At 65.4% G+C, this 17,294-nt stretch carries 25 protein-coding genes and 1 pseudogene; 13 read left to right on the top strand and 13 right to left on the bottom strand.

The window, feature by feature from the left end; translation table 11 throughout:
- Positions 1–31: 31 nt before the first annotated feature.
- Complete coding sequence (locus KZ813_RS02585; protein WP_131818578.1) at positions 32–364, bottom strand: hypothetical protein; 333 nt, start codon at positions 362–364, stop codon at positions 32–34.
- 80 nt (positions 365–444) lie between these two features.
- The gene (locus KZ813_RS02580) at positions 445–1,077 is read right to left on the bottom strand and encodes a cation efflux transmembrane domain-containing protein (RefSeq protein WP_219753435.1); all 633 of its coding nucleotides are present in this window, start codon (positions 1,075–1,077) and stop codon (positions 445–447) included.
- A 67-nt stretch (positions 1,078–1,144) separates the two neighbouring features.
- Here KZ813_RS02580 and KZ813_RS02575 point away from each other — a divergent pair, with 67 nt between their 5' ends.
- Positions 1,145–1,558, top strand: coding sequence for a MerR family transcriptional regulator (locus KZ813_RS02575; protein WP_219753822.1), 414 nt, complete (start codon positions 1,145–1,147; stop codon positions 1,556–1,558).
- A 31-nt stretch (positions 1,559–1,589) separates the two neighbouring features.
- On the opposite strand, the gene arsH is transcribed toward KZ813_RS02575, so the two are convergent.
- The 7 genes from arsH to copC all read right to left on the bottom strand — a co-directional run bounded on the left by arsH (position 1,590) and on the right by copC (position 6,258).
- Positions 1,590–2,336, bottom strand: coding sequence for an arsenical resistance protein ArsH (gene arsH / locus KZ813_RS02570; RefSeq protein WP_219753434.1), 747 nt, complete (start codon positions 2,334–2,336; stop codon positions 1,590–1,592).
- Positions 2,336–2,770, bottom strand: coding sequence for an arsenic resistance N-acetyltransferase ArsN2 (gene arsN2, locus KZ813_RS02565; RefSeq protein WP_373369236.1), 435 nt, complete (start codon positions 2,768–2,770; stop codon positions 2,336–2,338). Before arsN2 ends, arsH begins: the two co-directional genes overlap by 1 nt.
- The gene (locus tag KZ813_RS02560) at positions 2,767–4,053 is read right to left on the bottom strand and encodes an arsenic transporter (RefSeq protein WP_219753433.1); all 1,287 of its coding nucleotides are present in this window, start codon (positions 4,051–4,053) and stop codon (positions 2,767–2,769) included. The genes arsN2 and KZ813_RS02560 overlap by 4 nt, the downstream gene beginning before the upstream one ends.
- Entirely contained in the window at positions 4,053–4,481 is a 429-nt protein-coding gene (gene arsC / locus KZ813_RS02555; RefSeq protein WP_219753432.1) for an arsenate reductase (glutaredoxin), read from the bottom strand. Before arsC ends, KZ813_RS02560 begins: the two co-directional genes overlap by 1 nt.
- Before the next feature lie 11 nt (positions 4,482–4,492).
- On the bottom strand, positions 4,493–4,825 hold the full coding sequence (locus KZ813_RS02550) for an ArsR/SmtB family transcription factor (protein ID WP_219753431.1): 333 nt from the start codon (positions 4,823–4,825) through the stop codon (positions 4,493–4,495).
- A gap of 130 nt (positions 4,826–4,955) precedes the next feature.
- Positions 4,956–5,885: a copper homeostasis membrane protein CopD gene (gene copD, locus KZ813_RS02545; protein ID WP_219753430.1), complete on the bottom strand. Its 930-nt coding sequence runs from the start codon at positions 5,883–5,885 to the stop codon at positions 4,956–4,958.
- Between the two features lies 1 nt (position 5,886).
- A complete protein-coding gene (copC, locus tag KZ813_RS02540) occupies positions 5,887–6,258 on the bottom strand; it encodes a copper homeostasis periplasmic binding protein CopC (RefSeq protein ID WP_219753429.1) in 372 nt (123 codons plus the stop codon).
- Between the two features lie 119 nt (positions 6,259–6,377).
- Between copC and KZ813_RS02535 the strand changes: the two genes are divergently transcribed.
- From KZ813_RS02535 to KZ813_RS02495, 10 genes are all read left to right on the top strand, one after another.
- The gene (locus KZ813_RS02535) at positions 6,378–6,650 is read left to right on the top strand and encodes a hypothetical protein (protein ID WP_219753428.1); all 273 of its coding nucleotides are present in this window, start codon (positions 6,378–6,380) and stop codon (positions 6,648–6,650) included.
- Positions 6,647–7,087 (top strand): periplasmic heavy metal sensor, encoded by a 441-nt coding sequence (locus KZ813_RS02530; RefSeq protein WP_219753427.1) that lies wholly within the window; start codon positions 6,647–6,649, stop codon positions 7,085–7,087. Before KZ813_RS02535 ends, KZ813_RS02530 begins: the two co-directional genes overlap by 4 nt.
- Entirely contained in the window at positions 7,084–7,653 is a 570-nt protein-coding gene (locus KZ813_RS02525) for an RNA polymerase sigma factor (protein WP_219753426.1), read from the top strand. Before KZ813_RS02530 ends, KZ813_RS02525 begins: the two co-directional genes overlap by 4 nt.
- 70 nt (positions 7,654–7,723) lie before the next feature.
- Positions 7,724–9,679: a copper resistance system multicopper oxidase gene (locus KZ813_RS02520; protein WP_219753425.1), complete on the top strand. Its 1,956-nt coding sequence runs from the start codon at positions 7,724–7,726 to the stop codon at positions 9,677–9,679.
- Entirely contained in the window at positions 9,676–10,947 is a 1,272-nt protein-coding gene (locus tag KZ813_RS02515; RefSeq protein WP_219753424.1) for a copper resistance protein B, read from the top strand. Before KZ813_RS02520 ends, KZ813_RS02515 begins: the two co-directional genes overlap by 4 nt.
- Positions 10,938–11,681 (top strand): PepSY domain-containing protein, encoded by a 744-nt coding sequence (locus KZ813_RS02510; protein ID WP_258046396.1) that lies wholly within the window; start codon positions 10,938–10,940, stop codon positions 11,679–11,681. Before KZ813_RS02515 ends, KZ813_RS02510 begins: the two co-directional genes overlap by 10 nt.
- Positions 11,682–11,716: 35 nt before the next feature.
- Entirely contained in the window at positions 11,717–12,319 is a 603-nt protein-coding gene (locus KZ813_RS02505; protein ID WP_219753423.1) for a DUF305 domain-containing protein, read from the top strand.
- Positions 12,320–12,393: 74 nt separating this feature from the next.
- A complete protein-coding gene (locus KZ813_RS20330) occupies positions 12,394–12,600 on the top strand; it encodes a hypothetical protein (protein ID WP_308461766.1) in 207 nt (68 codons plus the stop codon).
- 9 nt (positions 12,601–12,609) lie between these two features.
- A complete protein-coding gene (locus KZ813_RS20325) occupies positions 12,610–12,774 on the top strand; it encodes a DUF305 domain-containing protein (protein ID WP_308461765.1) in 165 nt (54 codons plus the stop codon).
- Between the two features lie 81 nt (positions 12,775–12,855).
- Positions 12,856–13,278 carry a DUF411 domain-containing protein gene (locus KZ813_RS02495; RefSeq protein ID WP_258046367.1) on the top strand — a complete coding sequence of 141 codons (423 nt, stop codon included), beginning with the start codon at positions 12,856–12,858 and terminating at the stop codon, positions 13,276–13,278.
- A gap of 40 nt (positions 13,279–13,318) precedes the next feature.
- Here the strand turns inward: KZ813_RS02495 and KZ813_RS02490 are convergent, their stop codons facing one another.
- Genes KZ813_RS02490 through KZ813_RS02480 form a run of 3 tightly spaced genes read right to left on the bottom strand, consistent with a single transcriptional unit; the run spans position 13,319 to position 14,707 of the window.
- On the bottom strand, positions 13,319–13,534 hold the full coding sequence (locus tag KZ813_RS02490; RefSeq protein ID WP_174195065.1) for a hypothetical protein: 216 nt from the start codon (positions 13,532–13,534) through the stop codon (positions 13,319–13,321).
- A 38-nt stretch (positions 13,535–13,572) separates the two neighbouring features.
- Entirely contained in the window at positions 13,573–13,908 is a 336-nt protein-coding gene (locus KZ813_RS02485) for a hypothetical protein (protein WP_174195066.1), read from the bottom strand.
- A 31-nt stretch (positions 13,909–13,939) separates the two neighbouring features.
- Complete coding sequence (locus KZ813_RS02480) at positions 13,940–14,707, bottom strand: MauE/DoxX family redox-associated membrane protein (RefSeq protein ID WP_219753422.1); 768 nt, start codon at positions 14,705–14,707, stop codon at positions 13,940–13,942.
- 63 nt (positions 14,708–14,770) lie between these two features.
- Here KZ813_RS02480 and KZ813_RS02475 point away from each other — a divergent pair, with 63 nt between their 5' ends.
- Complete coding sequence (locus KZ813_RS02475) at positions 14,771–15,169, top strand: MerR family transcriptional regulator (protein ID WP_219753421.1); 399 nt, start codon at positions 14,771–14,773, stop codon at positions 15,167–15,169.
- 441 nt (positions 15,170–15,610) lie between these two features.
- The gene (locus tag KZ813_RS02470) at positions 15,611–17,041 is read left to right on the top strand and encodes an ISNCY family transposase (protein WP_116462995.1); all 1,431 of its coding nucleotides are present in this window, start codon (positions 15,611–15,613) and stop codon (positions 17,039–17,041) included.
- 64 nt (positions 17,042–17,105) lie between these two features.
- On the opposite strand, the pseudogene KZ813_RS02465 reads toward KZ813_RS02470, so the two are convergent.
- A pseudogene (locus tag KZ813_RS02465) lies at positions 17,106–17,294 on the bottom strand (hypothetical protein); the annotation flags it as partial.

Here is a 17,294-nt window from a genome sequence, read left to right as displayed (position 1 = left end):
TCTCAGGCGCCGGAAGGCGCCCGGTGCGTCGTCAGGCCTGTGGTGGTCGAAGCGCCGGGTCGCTCTGATGCGCAAGCCAGACCGGAGCCTTGTGGCTCGCAAATTCGGCCCAACTGTCGATCACGGCGACGTCGACACTATGCTCAGCGGGTGCGGCGACATGGTGGCCGTGACAGACGGTGTGATGATGAGGATAGCCCTTATCCGCATCCGCCGGCACCTCGTCGCAGTCGCCAGCCATGTGCATGATTGTGTTGACCTGAGAGGTCTCGATGCACCCGACGCCTTCCGTAGCCTCCGCCATGCCCGCCCAGCCGGTCAGGACCAGCATCAGACAGGCGAGAAAGGGCAGCAGCTTGCGCATGAGCTTGCTCCTTATCATTCCGCGAGAATGGCGTGACCCGCGATCATCGGACGCTACCCGGCCAGCGTTGCGTTCGACTTTCATGAGCTGCCACCCATTTCTGCCAATGCACCTCGGGTAATCTCCCAAGCGGAGTGCAGGAACAGGACCGCAATGATGCCGGCGACCGCGAGGTCGGGCCATGCCTTCCCGGTCCATGCCACCAGGCCGGCGGCAATGACGACGGCGATGTTGGCGAGCGCATCGTTCCGGCTAAACAGCCAGATAGCCCGTACATTGGCATCGCCCTCGCGAAACCGTGACAGGACGAGCGCCGCGCTGACGTTGACGATAAGGGCGACGATCCCGATTCCGCCCATCAGATCGGCGTCGGGTGCCACGGCGTTCATCGCGCGCCAGATGGCAAAGCCGATGACACCCAGACCCAGTGTTCCGAGGAACAAGCCTTGGGCGAGAGCGACCCTTGAACGGGCTGGCACCGTCCAGCCCAACGCGATGAGGCCGAGCAATGAGATCGTGCCGTCGCCAATGAAGTCGAGCGCATCGGCTTTGAGCGCCTGACTGTCGGCGACGAACCCACCGACGATTTCGATCAGCCCGAAGCCCAGGTTCAGGAGGACCACGATCCATAGGGCACGCCGATAGGCAGCGTCGCGCTCCGCACGTTTCGTGTCGCCCGTGCAGCCGCACGTAGAGGATTCGCTTGCGCTCATCCCGCTCCGTTACGATCTACAGTCACTGTAGGAGCAAGCGTAAAATTGCGAGGACCGCAGGGTGTTGATGATCGGCGACATAGCGAAACGGACCGGGACCAAGGTCAACACGATCCGTTTCTACGAAGATATAGGCTTGATGCCGGAGGCTGCGCGCACGGCAGGCGGGCGCCGCACCTATGGTGATGCGGAGGTTCGCCAGCTCGCTTTTATCCGTCACGCCCGTGATCTGGGGTTCTCGACTGACGAAATCCGATCCCTGATCGCTTTGTCGGCCAACCCCGATCAGGATTGTAAGGAAGCAGGCTCGCTCGCTCGCCGGCACCTTGCGAGCGTGGAAGACCGCATTGCCCGCCTGACGGCGCTCCGAAACGCATTGGCTGATGCGACACGGGATTGCGAGGGCGGCAGGATCGCCGATTGCCGGGTTATGGAAGCGATCACGATGCCGGCTGATTTCGACAGCGGAACGCGGGTCTAAGCTGCACATACGCAACTCCTGACGAAGCCCGTCAGGATTGCGGCGCTGTCGCGATGCTGGAGGGGTCCGTGGTGGTGTCGATCGGCATCCCGGCTTCCTTGCGCTCCGAATAGCGATCTACGAGTTGGGCAGTGTGTGGGCGCAGCAGTATCGTGAACCGCACCAGCTCCTCCATCACATCCACAATCCGGTCGTAATAGCTCGACGCCTTCATGCGCCCGGTGTCATCGAACTCGTTGAACGCCTTGGCGACGCTCGACTGGTTCGGGATCGTCACCATCCGCATCCAGCGACCCAGCACGCGCAGCGTGTTGACGCTGTTGAAAGACTGTGATCCGGCCGACACCTGCATGACCGCGAGCGTGCGTCCCTGCGTCGGACGCATCCCGCCCATCGACAGCGGCAGATGGTCGATCTGCAGCTTCATGATGCCGGTGATCTGGCCATGCCGCTCCGGGCTGCACCACACCTGCCCCTCCGACCACAAGGACAGCTCACGCAACTCGTGGACGGCCGGATGATCGTCGCCGGCATGTTGGTCGGGCAGCGGCAGGGTCGATGGATCGAAGATGCGCGTTTCACAGCCGAAGAGCCGGAGCAGGCGCGCCGCTTCCTCGACGCACAGCCGGGAGAAGGACCGTTCGCGCAGCGAACCGTAGAGCAGAAGGATACGGGGCGCGGGGTCGAGCGGGCCGAGCCCCACGGCGGGTCGCCGGATGGCATAGGCGGGATTGAGCGCCGGCATGGTATCGGGATCGGGCAGCGTGCGGAGCGGCATCAGAGGGCTTTCACGAGATAGACGGCCGACGCGGGGCACAGCGCGGTGAACTCGCGCGATGCAGCGACGGCCGGGGGAGCCGCGCCGCGGTCGGAGTCGGCATAGCCGAGCGTCCGGAAGAAAGGCGCAGCCGTCGTCGTCAGGAGATGGAGGCGCTGCACCCCGAAGTCGCGAGCCTGTCGTTCGAGGGTGACGACCAATGTCCGGCCCAGGCCATGCCCGCGACGATCGGCGAGGACGACGATCGAGCGGAGCAACCGGTCACTCCCTTCGCCTTCGACCCCACCATAGCCGACGAGGTTATCGGCCTCGAACCGGAAGAACAGGCGGCCGGGACCGGCGAGATCGGCACTCGGTAGGTTCGCGGCATCCAGCAACTGTGCCAAGCCAGCCAGGCCGGCAGGGTCGAGCAACGTGGCGACCATTCTGGTCATGCGATGCCAATCCTGATCGCAAGCGCCGCGAGCGTGATGAGCAGCACCGGCACGGTGAGTGTCACGCCGACACGGAAGTAATAGCCCCATCCGATCCGCACGCCCTTTTGCCCGAGGACGTGGAGCCAGAGCAGCGTCGCGAGCGAGCCGATCGGCGTCAGCTTGGGACCGAGATCGCAGCCGATCACGTTGGCGTAGATCATTGCTTCCCTGATCGGGCCCGTGGCGTGGGTGGCGTCGATCGACAGCGCGCCCACCAGCACGGTCGGCATATTGTTCATCACCGACGACAGGACCGCTGCGATGACGCCTGTGCCCAGCGCGGCACCCCACATGCCGCCTTGCGCGGTGCGATCCAGCAGTGCTGCCAGATGGTCGGTCAGGCCGGCGTTCCGCAGGCCATAGACGACCAGGTACATGCCGAGCGAGAAGATCACGACCTGCCAGGGTGCGCCGCGCAGCACCTTGGCCGCTGAGATCACATGGCCGCGCCCCGCGATCACCAGCAGCAGGATCGCGCCGGCAGCGGCGACGGCGCTGACCGGCACGCCGAGCGGTTCAAGCAGGAAGAACCCAGCGAGCAGCAGCGCGAGAACGACCCATCCGGCGCGGAACGTCGCGGCGTCGCGGATCGCGTCACGCGGCGCACGCAGCGCGCCTATGTCATAGTCCGCCGGTATGTCGCGCCGGAAGAACAGCAAGAGCGCGCCCAGCGTGGCGGCGATCGACACCAGGTCGACCGGTACCATCACGGACGCATAGTCGCCGAACCCGACACGGAAGAAGTCGGCCGATACGATGTTGACGAGGTTCGATACGACCAGCGGCAGGCTGGCCGTGTCGGCGATGAACCCCGCCGCCATGACGAACGCCAGCGTCGCTTTGTCTTTGAAGCCCAGCGCCCGCAGCATGGCGATGACGATCGGCGTCAGGATCAGCGCCGCGCCGTCGTTGGCGAACAGCGCGGAGACCGCCGCACCGAGCAGCACGATCAGAACGAACAGCCGGCGACCATGCCCCCTGCCCCAGCGCGCGACATGGAGGGCCGCCCATTCGAAGAATCCGGCTTCATCGAGCAGCAGGCTGATAACGATGATCGCGACGAACGCGGCCGTCGCGTTCCAGACGATGCCCCACACCACCGGCACGTCGGACAGCGTGACGACCCCCGCGAGCAGCGCCACGACGGCCCCGCCCATCGCGCTCCACCCGATCCCGAGCCCTTTGGGTTGCCAGATGACGAGCGCGATCGTCGCGACGAAGATCAGGACGGCAAGGAGCATCAGGCGACGCGCTGGCCCGACGCGTCCACCACTTGCTCGCCGTCCTCTTTCGCGAACGCGCCGAGCTGATCGGTCGGCAGCAGATCAAGCACGGCTTCGGAGGGCCGGCAGAGCTTCACGCCGATCGGCGAGACGACCAGCGGTCGGTTGATGAGGATCGGATGCGCCATCATCGCGTCCAACAGCGCGTCATCGGACAGCGATGTGTTATCGAGACCCAATTCCGCATAGGGCGTCCCCTTCTCGCGCAGCAAATTGCGGGGCGTCAGGCCGGCGCGCTCGATCAGCTCGATCAGCAACGCGCGGGCTGGAGGGGTTTTCAGATACTCGACCACGTGCGGCTCGATGCCGGCGTTGCGGATCATCGCCAGCGTGTTGCGCGACGTGCCGCACTCGGGGTTGTGATAGATGACGATATCGACGGCCACGGGGCGTCCTTTCAGCAGCAGGGGGCGAGTTCGGCGACGAGCGGCGCGCACAGCTCCGAATTGCCGGCGCAGCAATCCTTGACGAGGAACAGCGTCAGCGCGCGCAGGCCGTCGAGGTCGGCACGGTAGATGATCGACCGGCTATGGCGCTCGGAGCGCACCAGGCCGGCGCGCGCGAGAATACCGAGATGCGCCGACATGGTGTTCTGCGGCACGTCGAGCTGACGCGCGATATCGCCGGCAGCCAAGCCATCCGGTTCGTGCCGTACCAACAGGCGGAACGTGTCCAGGCGCGTTCCTTGTGCAAGAGCACCCAGCGCCAAAATAGCAGTCTCGTTTTCCACATATCCAGCTTAACGGATATATGAGGCTTGTCCAGTGTTCCGCACACTATTTCGCCATCAGCACCTGCCTGAATGGCAGCAACGGCCATGCGGGTTTGATCGCGCCAGTCGTCGATCCGGCGCCGGCCTCTCACATCGCCGATGCGGGTGGTTCCATCGTGCCCAGCCAGGCAACGAGCGCTAGTATCGTGATGGCGCAGCCAGCCTCGATCGCGAGACTGCGCTGCAGAGTGCCGAGCGCGCCCCGAAGATCGGCCGCGGCGATCGAACGCTCGAGAGCCGGCGTCAGTCGGAAGCGATTGATCGACGCCAGCCCCAGCATTGCGCCGAACAGCGCGAGTTTGGCGAGAAGAAGCTGGCCGTAGAGGGCGTCGGGAAGGCGTCGCAGATTGCCGACGCCGACCAGCAGCCAGCCATTCACCAGCCCTGTTACCACGATCGTGCCGACCAAAATCGTACCCGCCAGACCGAAGCCATGCAGTGCGCGATGGCTAAGTCGGAGATGGGCGGTGTCGACGCGACTAGGCGCACGCGTGACGAGCAGCGTCAGACCGAGCAGGGCGCCGACCCAGGCGCCGGCTGCCCATAGGTGCAGAATATCGGCCAGTAGATGAACCCAGCCGGTCGCGCCCTCGTCCATTGCGCCGTGACCCGTCCAGGCGAGTGTTGCGAGCGCGATCCCCGCCGCGAGCGCTACCAGGCCGAGCGGAGCGGTCCGTCCTCGCGCGATCAGTGCGAAAATGGTCCCGACCACCAGCGCGATCATGCGAGTTTCCCACGCCGTGCCCGTCGCCGACCCGGTAAGCAGCATTCCGATCGCCTCGCGGTCGATCGGCCAGGGCGGCGCCCCTGCCATCGCCGCAGCGAGGAGCGCGAGAGCGATGCAGGAGAACACGAGCCCCAGCAGGGCGCATGCGACGAGCCACGGGCGCAAGGCGATAGCGTCCGCGCGTTCGCCGGCCTTGAGGCCGTAGAGGCTGAAGGCCGATAAGCCGAACAGGCCACTCAGCGTCATGTAGAGCGCGAAGCGAACCGCGATCAGCGGCCAGTCGGCGGCCACTTTACTTCACTGCGAAGGCGATGTTGCCGGTGACGCGGTGCGTGTCGGCCGAGACGACATGCCATGCGACGCTATAGCGTCCTGCGGCGAGCGGCGCTTTCGGCGTGACGACGAGGGTGCGGCCATCTCCGCCGATCGCGGTCGCGGCTGTGACCTTCATCGGTGCATGCTCGGTGCCGCCATGACCGGTCATCACGAGATCCGCGCCAGAAAACTTCGGCATCAGCTTCTCGCTGAAGCGAAGCGTGATGCGCGCAGGCTTGGCGACGGTCGCGTTCGCCGCTGGCGAGGCCGACAGGAGCTTCGGGTGAGCCTGGGCGGCGCCGGCGATGCCGAGAAGGGCCAAGGTGGCAGGCAGGAAGATCCGACGCATGGGGCTACTCCGTGAGGTTCGTGCTCTATTTACGCCGCCCGGTCGCCGATCCCTCACCGTCCCATGAGGGGTGATGGGCAGCCATGCGTAACGGATGTTAGAGGGGCGGAGTGGAAAGCATGGACGATCTGGACAGAGCATTGGCGAGGCTGGCGGGCGCACCCGTCCCGACAGCGCTCGAAGGTATCGAAGAGCAGGTGCTCGTGCGCATCAGCGCGCGCCCCGTCGTGCGCCAGGCCGGGCTCGGCCTCGGTGTCGTGACCATGGCGGCGCTTGCGATCGGCATGATCGGCGCCGAGCTGCCGGCGACCGCCAGCCCGGCGGTGTCGCTCGCCCCGCTTGGTGGCGCCTCGCCGCTCGCGCCCTCGAGCCTGTTGATCGGCGAACCATGACCTCGACCAGACGGGTCGTGCTGTGCGTCTTGCTCGCTTTCCTCGCGGCGATCGGAGGCGTGTTCGTCGGACGTGCGTTGCTGCCCCAGCCCAAACAGCCCGGTGCGGCGCTCCACGAGGTGCTGCATCACAAGCTCGCGCTCGATCCCAGCCAGCAAGCGCGTTTGAAGGTCTTGGAGGATCGGTTCGCGGTCCAGCGGCGCGCGCTCGAATTGGAGCTGCGCGCCACCAATGCTCGCCTTGCCGAGGCGATCGAAGCCGAGCACGGCAATGGTCCTCGGGTCGCGGCTGCGGTCGATCAGAGCCACGCCGCCATGGGCGAACTGCAGAAGGCAACGCTCGCGCACATCTTCGCCATGCGGCAGCTCCTGCGCCCGAACCAGACCTCCCAGTTTGACGATGCGGTGGTGAAGGCGCTCACCGACGGCCAGGGGTGAGCCTCGACTGGACCGCGCTGTCCGATGGCGAGCTTGCAGCGCTCAGCATCGCCGGTCGACAGGCCGCTTTTGCCGAAATCGTACGTCGCTACCGCCAGCCGGTATTCCGGCTCGCCCGTGCCTGCGTCGGGGAGGCCGACGAGGCCCTCGATCTGGTGCAGGAAACCTTCGTTGCCGCGTACCAGGCCCTGCCGCGATACGACGCGCAGCGCGCTATGAAGGCATGGTTGTCGACGATCGCGATCAACAAGTGCCGTGACTGGGCTCGCAAGAGGGCGGTCCGGCGCTTCCTCTCCTTTGCCCTTCCGATCGATAGCCAGACCGAAGCGATCGTCGACGACCAGGTGCCGATCGACGATGGCGTGGCCGACCGTCAAGAGCTTGATCGCGTGACACGCGCCATCTCGACCCTGCCGGCGAACCTGAAGGAGCCGCTGGTGCTCCGGACGATCGAAGGTTTGAGCCAAGCCGAAACGGCCGAGGTCCTGGGGATCAGCCAAAAGGCGGTCGAAACCCGCCTATATCGCGCGCGGGCGCGCCTCATGGAAAAGTTGAACGCGGGCTGAGGGATGGGACGCCGACACGCGTAGAAGCGTGAGACGGGCAGTGAGCTGCCCTACCCTTCGAGGAGTTTTCATGTCGCGCGTTCTCGACCGCCGCCAAGTTCTGCGCGGTGCCAGTCTGGCGGGAGGTGGCCTCGCGCTGTCGGCCTATATGCCGGCGTGGGCGCAGCCTGTCTCCGCGGGCATCGCCAAGCCGTTGCCGACCGTTTCGGGCGAGGACATCACGCTCAAGGTCGCGCATCAGATGATGATGATCGACGGGCGGCAGAGCCACGCGATCGGCATCAACGGCACCGTGCCGGCCCCGCTCATCCGCCTGCGTGAAGGCCAGAGCGTCCGCCTTCACGTCGTCAACGAGCTGGACGAGGAAACCTCGATCCACTGGCATGGGCTGCTACTGCCTTTCCAGATGGATGGCGTGCCGGGGATCGCCTTTCCGGGTATCCCGGCGCGCTCCACCTTCACCTACGAGTTCCCGATCATCCAAAGCGGGACGTACTGGTATCACAGCCATTCCGGACTGCAGGAGCAGGAAGGGCATTATGGTCCGATCCTGATCGATCCCAAGAACCCCGACCCGGTGCAGTTCGATCGGGAGCACGTCATCGTGCTGTCCGATCACAGCTTCCGTCACCCGCATTACCTGTTCGACCGGCTGAAGAAGGAATCGGGCTACTTCAACCGCCAACGCCAGACCCTATCCGGGCTTCTCGCCGGCAAGGATCAGTCGCTGAAAGAGCGGCTCGAGTGGGGCAAGATGCGGATGGACCCCGCCGACGTCGCCGACGTCACGGGTTCGGTCTACACCTACCTGGTCAACGGTTACGGACCCAAGGACAATTGGACTGCGCTGTTCCAGCCCGGCGAGCGAGTGCGGCTGCGCTTCATCAACGCATCGTCGATGACCACCTTCAACGTCCGCATCCCGGGCCTGCCGATGACGATCGTCGCGGCCGATGGCTTGAACGTTCGTCCGGTCGAGATCGACGAGTTTCAGTTCGGCCCCGCCGAGACCTATGACGCGATCGTCACGCCGTCCGACCTGCGCGCCTATACGCTGGTCGGCGAGAGCGTCGATCGCTCCGGCATGGCGCGCGCGACGCTCGCGCCGCGCGAAGGCATGGCGGCCGAGGTGCCCCCGCTCCGCAAGCGTCCGCTCGCAACCATGAAGGATATGGGCATGGGCGGCATGGATCATGGCACGATGGACCATGGTGCTATGGGCGCCGCGGCGGGATCGATGTCCGGCATGGACCATGCCGCGATGGGTCACGGCACCGGCACGATGCCGGGCATGGATCATTCGCAAATGAACCACGGGGCGGCCGGTGCCGCAGCAGGCGACATGGCGGGCGTGGATCACGGGCAGGCCCAAGGCTCCGCCATGCCCGGGATGGGCCAGGCAGGCGGGGCAATGCCCGGCATGAGCGGCGATCAGATGGGCGGCATGGACATGTCGGTCATGGACATGGGCGCGATGAACATGCGCGACTTTTCCAAAGCGCCAGAGGTGAAGAAGGGACCGGGCGTGCAGACCATCTCGCCGATGCCGGTCGATCGCACCGGCGATCCCGGACAGGGGCTCGAGAACGTCGGGCACCGTGTGCTGACGTATCGAGATCTGATGGCGCTCGATCGCAATCCGGACACGCGTGCGCCGGAACGCGAGATCAAACTGCATCTGACCGGTAACATGGAGCGCTACATGTGGGGCTTCGACGGCGAGAAACTGTCGGAGAACCCCGATCCGATTACCCTGCTCCATGGCGAGCGAGTGCGGGTGACACTCATCAACGATACGATGATGGGGCATCCCATCCACATTCACGGCCACTTTTTCGACTTGGTGACGGGTAAGGGCGCCTATGCGCCTCGAAAGCATACCGTGCTGGTCCAACCGGGCGGCACGGTGAGCTGGGACGTGACCGGGGAGGAAGGCGACTGGGCCTTCCACTGCCATATGCTCTACCACATGCATGCCGGCATGATGCGCGTCGTCCAGGTCCGCAAGGCAGGAGCGGCAGCATGACGCGCGCGCTTCTTCTCGCCGGCTTGGCGTCGTTCGGCCTCGCCGCCCCCGCGATCGGGCAAAGCATGGACCACTCCATGATGCCGGGCATGTCCATGCCCGGGATGAAGATGCCCGCCAAAAAACCGGCCGCGCGCGCGAAGCCGGCCACGAAGAAGCCGGCGGTCAGGAAGGCACCGGCTCGGAAGGCACCGGTCAGGCGCGCCGCTCGGCCCGCGGCCGACCCTCACGCCGGGCACGACATGACAGGCATGAAGATGCCCGGGATGAGCATGGGCCGGACCCCGGCTCCCGATCCCCACGTCGGCCACGACATGAGCGGGATGCAGGGGATGGATATGGGCGGTCAGCAGGCCGCGCCCGCCAAGGACCCGCACGCCGGGCACGATATGTCGGCCATGCCCGGCATGGGAGCATCGACCGGCGCTCAGCAGGACCCACATGCAGGCCATGACATGAGCGCGATGCCGGGCATGGCGATGTCCGGTAATCAGTCGGCCGCGAAGGTCGGAACCGACCTTTCCCCCGGCAACAAGCCCGCTCCCGCTCCTGCCGGCGACCACCTCGCCGACCGTTTCTGGGGGGCGGACGCCATGGCAAGCTCGCGCGAAAACGATCTGCGCCGCGAGCACGGCGGGATGACCGTCTATCAGATCCTCTTCAACCTCGCCGAATATCAGGCGCGCGAGGGCGGTGACGGCTATCGCTGGGATGGCGAGGCTTGGATCGGAGGCGACATCAATCGCTTCACGCTCAAGACCGAGGGAGAAGGTACGTTCGGCAAGCCGCTCGAACAGGCCGAGGTGCAAGCGCTCTACAGTCGGGCGCTCGATCCTTACTGGAACCTCCAGGCAGGCGTTCGCTACGACTTCAAGCCCAACCCTTCGCGCACCTATGCGACGGTAGGGATCGAGGGATTGGCCCCCGGTTGGTTCGAAGTGGAGGGCGCGCTGTTCCTCTCCGACAAGGGCGACGTGCTTGGCCGTGCCGAAGGCTATTACGATCAGCGCATCACCAACTGGTTCGTGCTCCAGCCCCGGGTAGAGGCCAACTTCTCGGCCCAGGATGTGCCCGAAACCGGCACCGGCTCGGGGCTCACCGACCTCGAGGCGGGGTTTCGTCTTCGCTACGAGGGGCGTCGCGAGTTCGCCCCTTACATCGGCGTGTCCTGGGAACGGCAGTTCGGCGACACGGCGCGCTTTACCCGCGCACGCGGTGACAACACCGGCGGCTTCAGTTTCGTGGCGGGTGTGAGGACCTGGTTCTGAGCCCGCGGCTGCGCCTCCACATCGGGGCGAGCAAGGTCCACCGCTGGCTCGCCCTCCTGATCGGGGCGCAGGTGATCGTGTGGTTCACCAGCGGGCTCGTCATGGCCCTGCTGCCGATCGATACGGTGCACGGAGATCACCGGATAGATCGTGATGCCGAGCCGGCGCTTTCGAGCGCCCAGGCATTCGCACCCGTTCCGACGCTGTTAACGGCTGCTGGCTCGCCCGTCCGTCAGCTTCAGCATCGCGTGCTGCTCGGTCGGCCTGTGGTCGAAGCGCAACTTGCGTCGGGCGGTGTCCGGTTGCTGGACGCCCGCACCGCGACCGTGCTCCCGCCGATTGATGCATCGACCGCTGGCGCCATCGCCAGGAAGGCATATCGCGGTAAGTCCGCCACCTCGACCGTGGAGCGTGTCGAGCGGGCGAGCCCCGAATATCGTGGCGCACTGCCAGCATGGCGCACCTCGTTCGCCGATGACGATGCCACCCGCATCTACGTGTCGGCCGAGACAGGACGGCTGACGTCGGTGCGCACCGGCACGTGGCGGCTCTACGATTTCTTCTGGGGGCTCCACATCATGGACTGGACCCAGCACGAGCGTTTCAACACGCCTTGGCTGAAGGCGTTCGCTGCCGGCGGTCTCGTCTTCGGCGTGGCGGGCGCGATCCTTCTGTTCATGCGCTGGCCGCGTCGACGGCGTAAATCCCGAGGGATGCGTCAGGGCGCCGCGTAATACTCTTCAGGCGGCGTGCCAGAGGAGAATGTGCGATGGACCCCCAGGATCATCAGTCTGGCCAGAGTGGCGGGATGGGAATGAGCTATGGACGGTTCGCGGCGATGATCGCGACCTCCACGATCGTCATGTTCGGGCTCATGTACCTCAACACCTATGCGTTGAGCCATGTCGAATACAGCCAGACCAGGACATGGATGGCGATCGTCATGGGAGCGGTGATGGCGCTCATCATGATCGGCTTCATGTGGGGTATGTACCCCGACCGGCGCGCCAACCTCGGCATCGTCGCCGGTGCGATCGTCGTCTTTGCGGGCGCTCTATGGCTTGTTCGCAGTCAGGAAACCGTGGGCGACGTCGCCTATATGAAAGCGATGATCCCGCACCACTCGATAGCGATCATGACGAGCGAGCGCGCGCATATCAAAGACCCTGAGGTACGGAAGCTGGCGGATGGGATCATCGACGCCCAGGTGCGTGAGATCGCGCAAATGAAGCGGGCTATCGCTCGGCTCGAGGCTCACCCAACCGCCGACGATGCGCCCGACCTTCCTTCCTATCGGGACAAGCAGGTCGCTCCTCCCCCGCCGGAGACGGATGAAAGCGTTGGCGTGAATACGCTCCAGCCGATCCGGTAATTCCCGCCGCCTTGAGGGATGGCGCGTCGGGACGCGTATCATCTTCACGGGCGGGGGCCACGTGGAGAAACCAGATGAAGATGATCGCGACCATGACCGCCGCCCTGCTTGCCGCCTCACCGGCGCTCGCCCAGCAAGCCGGGCACCAGGGTATGAACCATCAGGGCATGAATCATTCCGGCATGATGCCGCCGACGGCGGCTGATCCCTATGGCCCGGACATGATGAAGATGCACGAGCGCATGATGGCGGCGAAGGGCGCCGATGCCGGCGAGACGTAGATTCGTCAGATGATCGAGCACCACCGCGGCGCGATCGCGATGTCGCAGACGGCACTCCGGAGCACCCAGAACGCTGAAATCCGACGTGAGGCGCAGAAGACCATCGACAGCCAGAACCGCGAGATCGCGACGCTGAATGCGATGCTTCGCAAAATGGGCAAGCGCGCCCAGTAACGGATGCAAGCCTAGCCCCTCTCTCCGTGAGGGGGGCAGGCTTTCGAGGAGTTGGGGATGAGCCGATCTTTCCGCACAGCGATGGCCGCTCTGTTGCTCGGTGTCCCGGCGACTGCGATGGCTGCGGCCGACATCACCATGCACCGCGATCCGGGATGCCCGTGCTGTGAAAAATGGGCGAAGCAGGTGAAGGCTCAGTTCGGCCGCGCCGTGCGCGTCGTCGACGACGCGAACCGCCCGGCGCTAATGAAGGCTCGCGGCGTGCCCGGTGACCTTGCATCATGTCACACTGCGATCATCGACGGCATGACCTTCGAGGGCCATGTACCGATCGCCGACATGAAGCGCGCGTTGGCGACCAAGCCAAAGGGTGTGACCGGGCTCGCGGTAGCGGGCATGCCGATGGGATCGCTGGGTATGGAGATGCCCGGCATGAAGGCTCAGGCCTACGACGTGATTGCGTTCGGACCGGGTGGACGTCGCGTCTACGCCCATCATGGCTAGGTAGCGGCGGGGGCGGATAGCCGCCCCCGCCGCCTCTGGATCAGTGCTTCATGCCCGACATGTCGTGGCCGGGATGATCGCCTTGCTTGCTGTCCTTCATGCCGGCGCAGCAGTCGGCCTTCTTGCCGTCCTTTTCCTTGCAGCAATCTGCGCCGTCCTTGCAGCACGCCATGTCGGCGCAGCAAGAGCCGGCCGCGAATGCGACACCGGGGATCGCCAGCGCCAGAGCGGCGCCGATCAGCTTGATCTTGGTCATCGGTAACTCCGTCGATTGAATGTGTGTGGTCGGGAAGATCACACGGTTCGCGGAGGCGGCGTGGCTGGAGGAACGGGCATGCCGATGAGTCCTTCAACATGCCGAGGGCGGAGAGCCATGCGAACGGAAGGAGCAGCGTCGACCGGCGCCAACACAGTGGGCTGAACTGCCGTGCACGGGGTCGAGCAGGCTGCTTGCTGCGGCGCCTTCGCAGGCTTCTGCGTGCCCTCACAGCCGGCCATCTCGGACGCGACCGGCGCGGCGTTCGCGATCGCCTCGCAGATCGGCCCCAGGCGCATGACCAGCATCATCGCCAGCATGGCCAGAGCCACGAGGCGGAGCGTGCCGGCAAGACGGGGCAGTCGGCGTTCCATGGTCGCTATCCGCCCCGACCGAAGATCGATGTCAATGCGTGATCGAGAGGACTGCCGGCGCCGCGACCATCCAAAGCGCCATCGCGACCATCATCACGTTCTCGGTAAGCGAAAGGAAGCCGAGCGGCACGTTGCTGTCCCCGCCGACGCACGCGCATTTTAATTCGCGCTTGTCGATATAAACCGCCTTGATGACCGACACCGCGCCGATCGTCCCGATGACGAGGGCGACCGGCACCGACAGCCAGGTCAGCGCACCCGCTGCCATCAGGACGCCCGCCGCTCCCTCCGCGTAGGGATAGACATAGGAATAGGGCACCCAGCGCTTCGCGAGCAGATCGTAGTTGAGGAACATGCTCGAGAAGCTCTCGACGTTCTGGAGCTTGAGCATCGCCAGAACGCACATCGAGAACGCGATGAACCATTCACCCGCGCGCACCGTGAAGGGCGTGCCGAATACCGCATAGCTGACGGCGAGCGCCATCAGCGCCGTCATCGCGAACACGGCGATCACCGGGCGATATGTGACGGCCTTGGGGTCGCGGACCGTCTTGCCGAAAAAGCGGCGTAGATCGTCATAGCCGCCGACCCGCTCCCCCGCGATGAACGTCTGCGGGGTCGTCTTTACTCCGTGCTTTGCCTTGAAAGCGTCGGTTTCTTCCCGCGTCGTCAACCAATGGTCATCGACCGCATAGCCTGCCCGACGCAGCAGATCCTTCGCCTTCAGCCCGTAAGGGCAGGTATGTTCCGGCATCACCATCCGGTAGATCGTCGCCTGTTTGGCGGGGGCGCTCGCCATGCCGCTTCTCCAATATTCTCGCCCCGCCTATATAGGATCCGTACCATAGTACGGAGTCAAGGCATGACCGGCATGACGATCGCAGGGCTCGCGCGCGAAGGCGGCGTCGGCGTCGAAACGGTGCGCTACTATCAGCGTCGCGGTTTGCTGGACGAGCCCGACCGCCCGACCGGGGCTGGCACCGGAGGCGGCATCCGGCGCTACGGCAGCGCCCGCCGCCTTCGTTTCATCCGCTCGGCCCAGGCGGCCGGTTTCACGCTCGAGCAGATCGGTGAGCTTCTGGCGTTGGACGCGACCGACGATCGCGCCCGCGCCCGTCAGCTTGCCGGCGAGCGCATCGCCGAACTGGACGCGAAGATTGAGGAGCTCGAGCGGGTGCGCGCCTCGCTTCGCCGGCTCGCGCATGAGTGCGGGTCAGGTGCGGAGGGACCATGTCCGATCCTCACGGCCTTCGAGGGCTAGCGGCACTCGACGGTCAGTTGCGCGATTTCATGAACCGGTGGGAGGCGGGCGCGGACATTGTCGCCGGTCACGCCCCGCTCGCCAACGACCCTGACGATCGCGGGAGGGGCTTTGAATCGACGCGCCAGACATAAAGATCGGTGCGGTGATGCGCACGTCGTCGGGCGCCTCGACCAGCTCGCGCCAAGGGCGCAGGAGCCGTGACGACGCCGCTTCAGCGGGAGCAGCGCTGCGCTGCTTGGGGGGCTCCACGCTGCTCCCGCTGCCACCACGAGTGTCATTTCTATCTAGCGCAGAATGTGTCTTTTCTAACTGGCGGCAACACGTGTTGTAGGCGCCAGATACAAATGACACCACTCCGCTAGATAGAAACGGCACTGCCGGTGCTGTCAGCGCGTCGCCGGTGTCATAGCCTTCCTCGGCAACGAGGACGCGCATGGTATGACGGTGCTGACGATGAGTGCTGCAGAGATTACCCGGTTCGACACGCTGATGCGGCTCGACCGCGGCGAGATCCGGATCGTGGACGCGATGGAGCTGCTGGGCCTCCAACGGCGGCAAATCTACCGGCTGCTCTACCGCCTTCGACAGGAAGGCGCTGCGGGCCTCGTGTCGCGCAAGCGCGGGCGGCCAAGCAACCGGCGCTACAGTGATGCCTTCCGCGCCCAGGTGGTCGCGCTGGTGCGAGAAAACTATGCCGACTTCGGGCCGACGCTCGCGCGCGAGTACCTTGCCGAGCGCCATGGCCTTGGCCTGTCGTGCGAGACGCTGCGGCAGATCATGATGGAAGCCGGCCTTTGGAAGGACCGTGCCGCCAGGCGCCCTCGCCCGTATCAGCCCCGCTACCGGCGCGACTGTCGCGGCGAACTGGTCCAGGTCGACGGCTCGAGACACTGGTGGTTCGAGGACCGCGGCCCGCAATGCACGCTGCTGGTGTTCATCGACGACGCCACGAGCGAGCTGATGCACCTCGAGATGGTCGAGAGCGAAAGCACCTTCTCCTACATGCGCGCGACGCGGACGTACCTCGAGCGGCACGGCAAGCCGGTCGCCTTCTACACGGACAAGCACAGTGCGTTCCGCAACAACACGGCCTCGGCGAATGGCGACGGGATGACCCATCTCGGACGCGCGCTCGACCGGCTGAACATCGACCTGATCTGCGCGAACTCACCGCAGGCGAAGGGGCGTGTAGAGCGGGCCAACGCGACGCTGCAGGACCGGCTCGTAAAGGCCATGCGGCTTCATCGCATCAACACCATCGACCAAGCCAGCGCCTTCCTCCCCTCCTATATGGCGCAGCACAATCAGCGGTTCGCCAAGGCGCCCTTCGATCCGCGCGATCTGCATCGGCCGCTCGCCATCCACGAGAACCTCGAAGCCGAGATGGTCTGGCGCGAGCAGCGCACCGTCACCGGCGCCCTCACCCTGCACTACAACAAGGCGATGTTCATCCTGGAGCCGACCCCGGTCGCACAGGGGCTTGCGCGCAAGAAGGTCGACGTGTGCGAGTACCCGGACGGAAGGCTTGAGATCCAGCACGAGGGTGAGGCCCTGCCCTATCGGATCTTCGACAAGATGCGCCGGGTGAACCAGGCGCCGGTAGTCGACAACAAGCACCTCGACGCTGCCTTGGCGCTCGCCCACGCCATTCAGCAGGTGCAGCCGCACCACGCGAGGCGCAACAACAAGGAACCGGCGCGTACCGCTCAGCCCGGCGGGGTGTTCAAGGCCCCCTCGCCCGTACTACCCGGGCCGAAGCTGGACCGCCGCAAACTCGGCAATCAGCGCCTGAAGCGAGGCCCTCGCCTCTCCAACGACGAACTCGTCGCGCGCGGCCTCGGCGAGTATGTCCGCCAGCAAACAGGATGACCCGGAGCTACGCCTGCCAGCGTCTCAAAAACGATGGTATTTCGGGATTATGGAAGTAGATCGGTTAGCCGGTTCCACCTGAGACATCAGGAGCCACTTTGGGGTCCGGGTCCTGCGCCTTGCCGATCGCGGGTGCCACCTTCTGGCTCGGCATAGCGGTGAGATAAGCAACGATCGCATCGACGTCCTTCTCGGCCACTGGCGCCTTATACACCTCACGCATCTTGGTGACGGTCGCCTTCCACTGATCCGC

Source organism: Sphingomonas folli, from assembly GCF_019429525.1.
Taxonomy (GTDB): domain Bacteria; phylum Pseudomonadota; class Alphaproteobacteria; order Sphingomonadales; family Sphingomonadaceae; genus Sphingomonas; species Sphingomonas folii.
Note: the sequence above shows the minus strand (reverse complement) of the source record. Positions and strands in the feature narration are given on the sequence as shown.

Coding starts and splice junctions, on each gene's coding strand:
- KZ813_RS02480 (WP_219753422.1), bottom strand. CDS start 14,707: ATGGCGAGCGCCCCCGCCAAACAGGCGACGATCTACCGGATGGTGATG.
- KZ813_RS02560 (WP_219753433.1), bottom strand. CDS start 4,053: ATGCTCCTTGCCGTCCTGATCTTCGTCGCGACGATCGCGCTCGTCATC.
- arsH (WP_219753434.1), bottom strand. CDS start 2,336: ATGCCGCTCCGCACGCTGCCCGATCCCGATACCATGCCGGCGCTCAAT.
- KZ813_RS20325 (WP_308461765.1), top strand. CDS start 12,610: ATGATCGAGCACCACCGCGGCGCGATCGCGATGTCGCAGACGGCACTC.
- KZ813_RS02520 (WP_219753425.1), top strand. CDS start 7,724: ATGTCGCGCGTTCTCGACCGCCGCCAAGTTCTGCGCGGTGCCAGTCTG.
- KZ813_RS02490 (WP_174195065.1), bottom strand. CDS start 13,534: ATGACCAAGATCAAGCTGATCGGCGCCGCTCTGGCGCTGGCGATCCCC.
- copC (WP_219753429.1), bottom strand. CDS start 6,258: ATGCGTCGGATCTTCCTGCCTGCCACCTTGGCCCTTCTCGGCATCGCC.
- arsN2 (WP_373369236.1), bottom strand. CDS start 2,770: ATGACCAGAATGGTCGCCACGTTGCTCGACCCTGCCGGCCTGGCTGGC.
- KZ813_RS02575 (WP_219753822.1), top strand. CDS start 1,145: ATGATCGGCGACATAGCGAAACGGACCGGGACCAAGGTCAACACGATC.
- KZ813_RS02485 (WP_174195066.1), bottom strand. CDS start 13,908: ATGGAACGCCGACTGCCCCGTCTTGCCGGCACGCTCCGCCTCGTGGCT.
- KZ813_RS02470 (WP_116462995.1), top strand. CDS start 15,611: ATGACGGTGCTGACGATGAGTGCTGCAGAGATTACCCGGTTCGACACG.
- KZ813_RS02585 (WP_131818578.1), bottom strand. CDS start 364: ATGCGCAAGCTGCTGCCCTTTCTCGCCTGTCTGATGCTGGTCCTGACC.
- KZ813_RS02495 (WP_258046367.1), top strand. CDS start 12,856: ATGGCCGCTCTGTTGCTCGGTGTCCCGGCGACTGCGATGGCTGCGGCC.
- KZ813_RS02530 (WP_219753427.1), top strand. CDS start 6,647: ATGACCTCGACCAGACGGGTCGTGCTGTGCGTCTTGCTCGCTTTCCTC.
- KZ813_RS20330 (WP_308461766.1), top strand. CDS start 12,394: ATGAAGATGATCGCGACCATGACCGCCGCCCTGCTTGCCGCCTCACCG.
- KZ813_RS02535 (WP_219753428.1), top strand. CDS start 6,378: ATGGACGATCTGGACAGAGCATTGGCGAGGCTGGCGGGCGCACCCGTC.
- KZ813_RS02580 (WP_219753435.1), bottom strand. CDS start 1,077: ATGAGCGCAAGCGAATCCTCTACGTGCGGCTGCACGGGCGACACGAAA.
- KZ813_RS02505 (WP_219753423.1), top strand. CDS start 11,717: ATGGACCCCCAGGATCATCAGTCTGGCCAGAGTGGCGGGATGGGAATG.
- KZ813_RS02475 (WP_219753421.1), top strand. CDS start 14,771: ATGACCGGCATGACGATCGCAGGGCTCGCGCGCGAAGGCGGCGTCGGC.
- KZ813_RS02515 (WP_219753424.1), top strand. CDS start 9,676: ATGACGCGCGCGCTTCTTCTCGCCGGCTTGGCGTCGTTCGGCCTCGCC.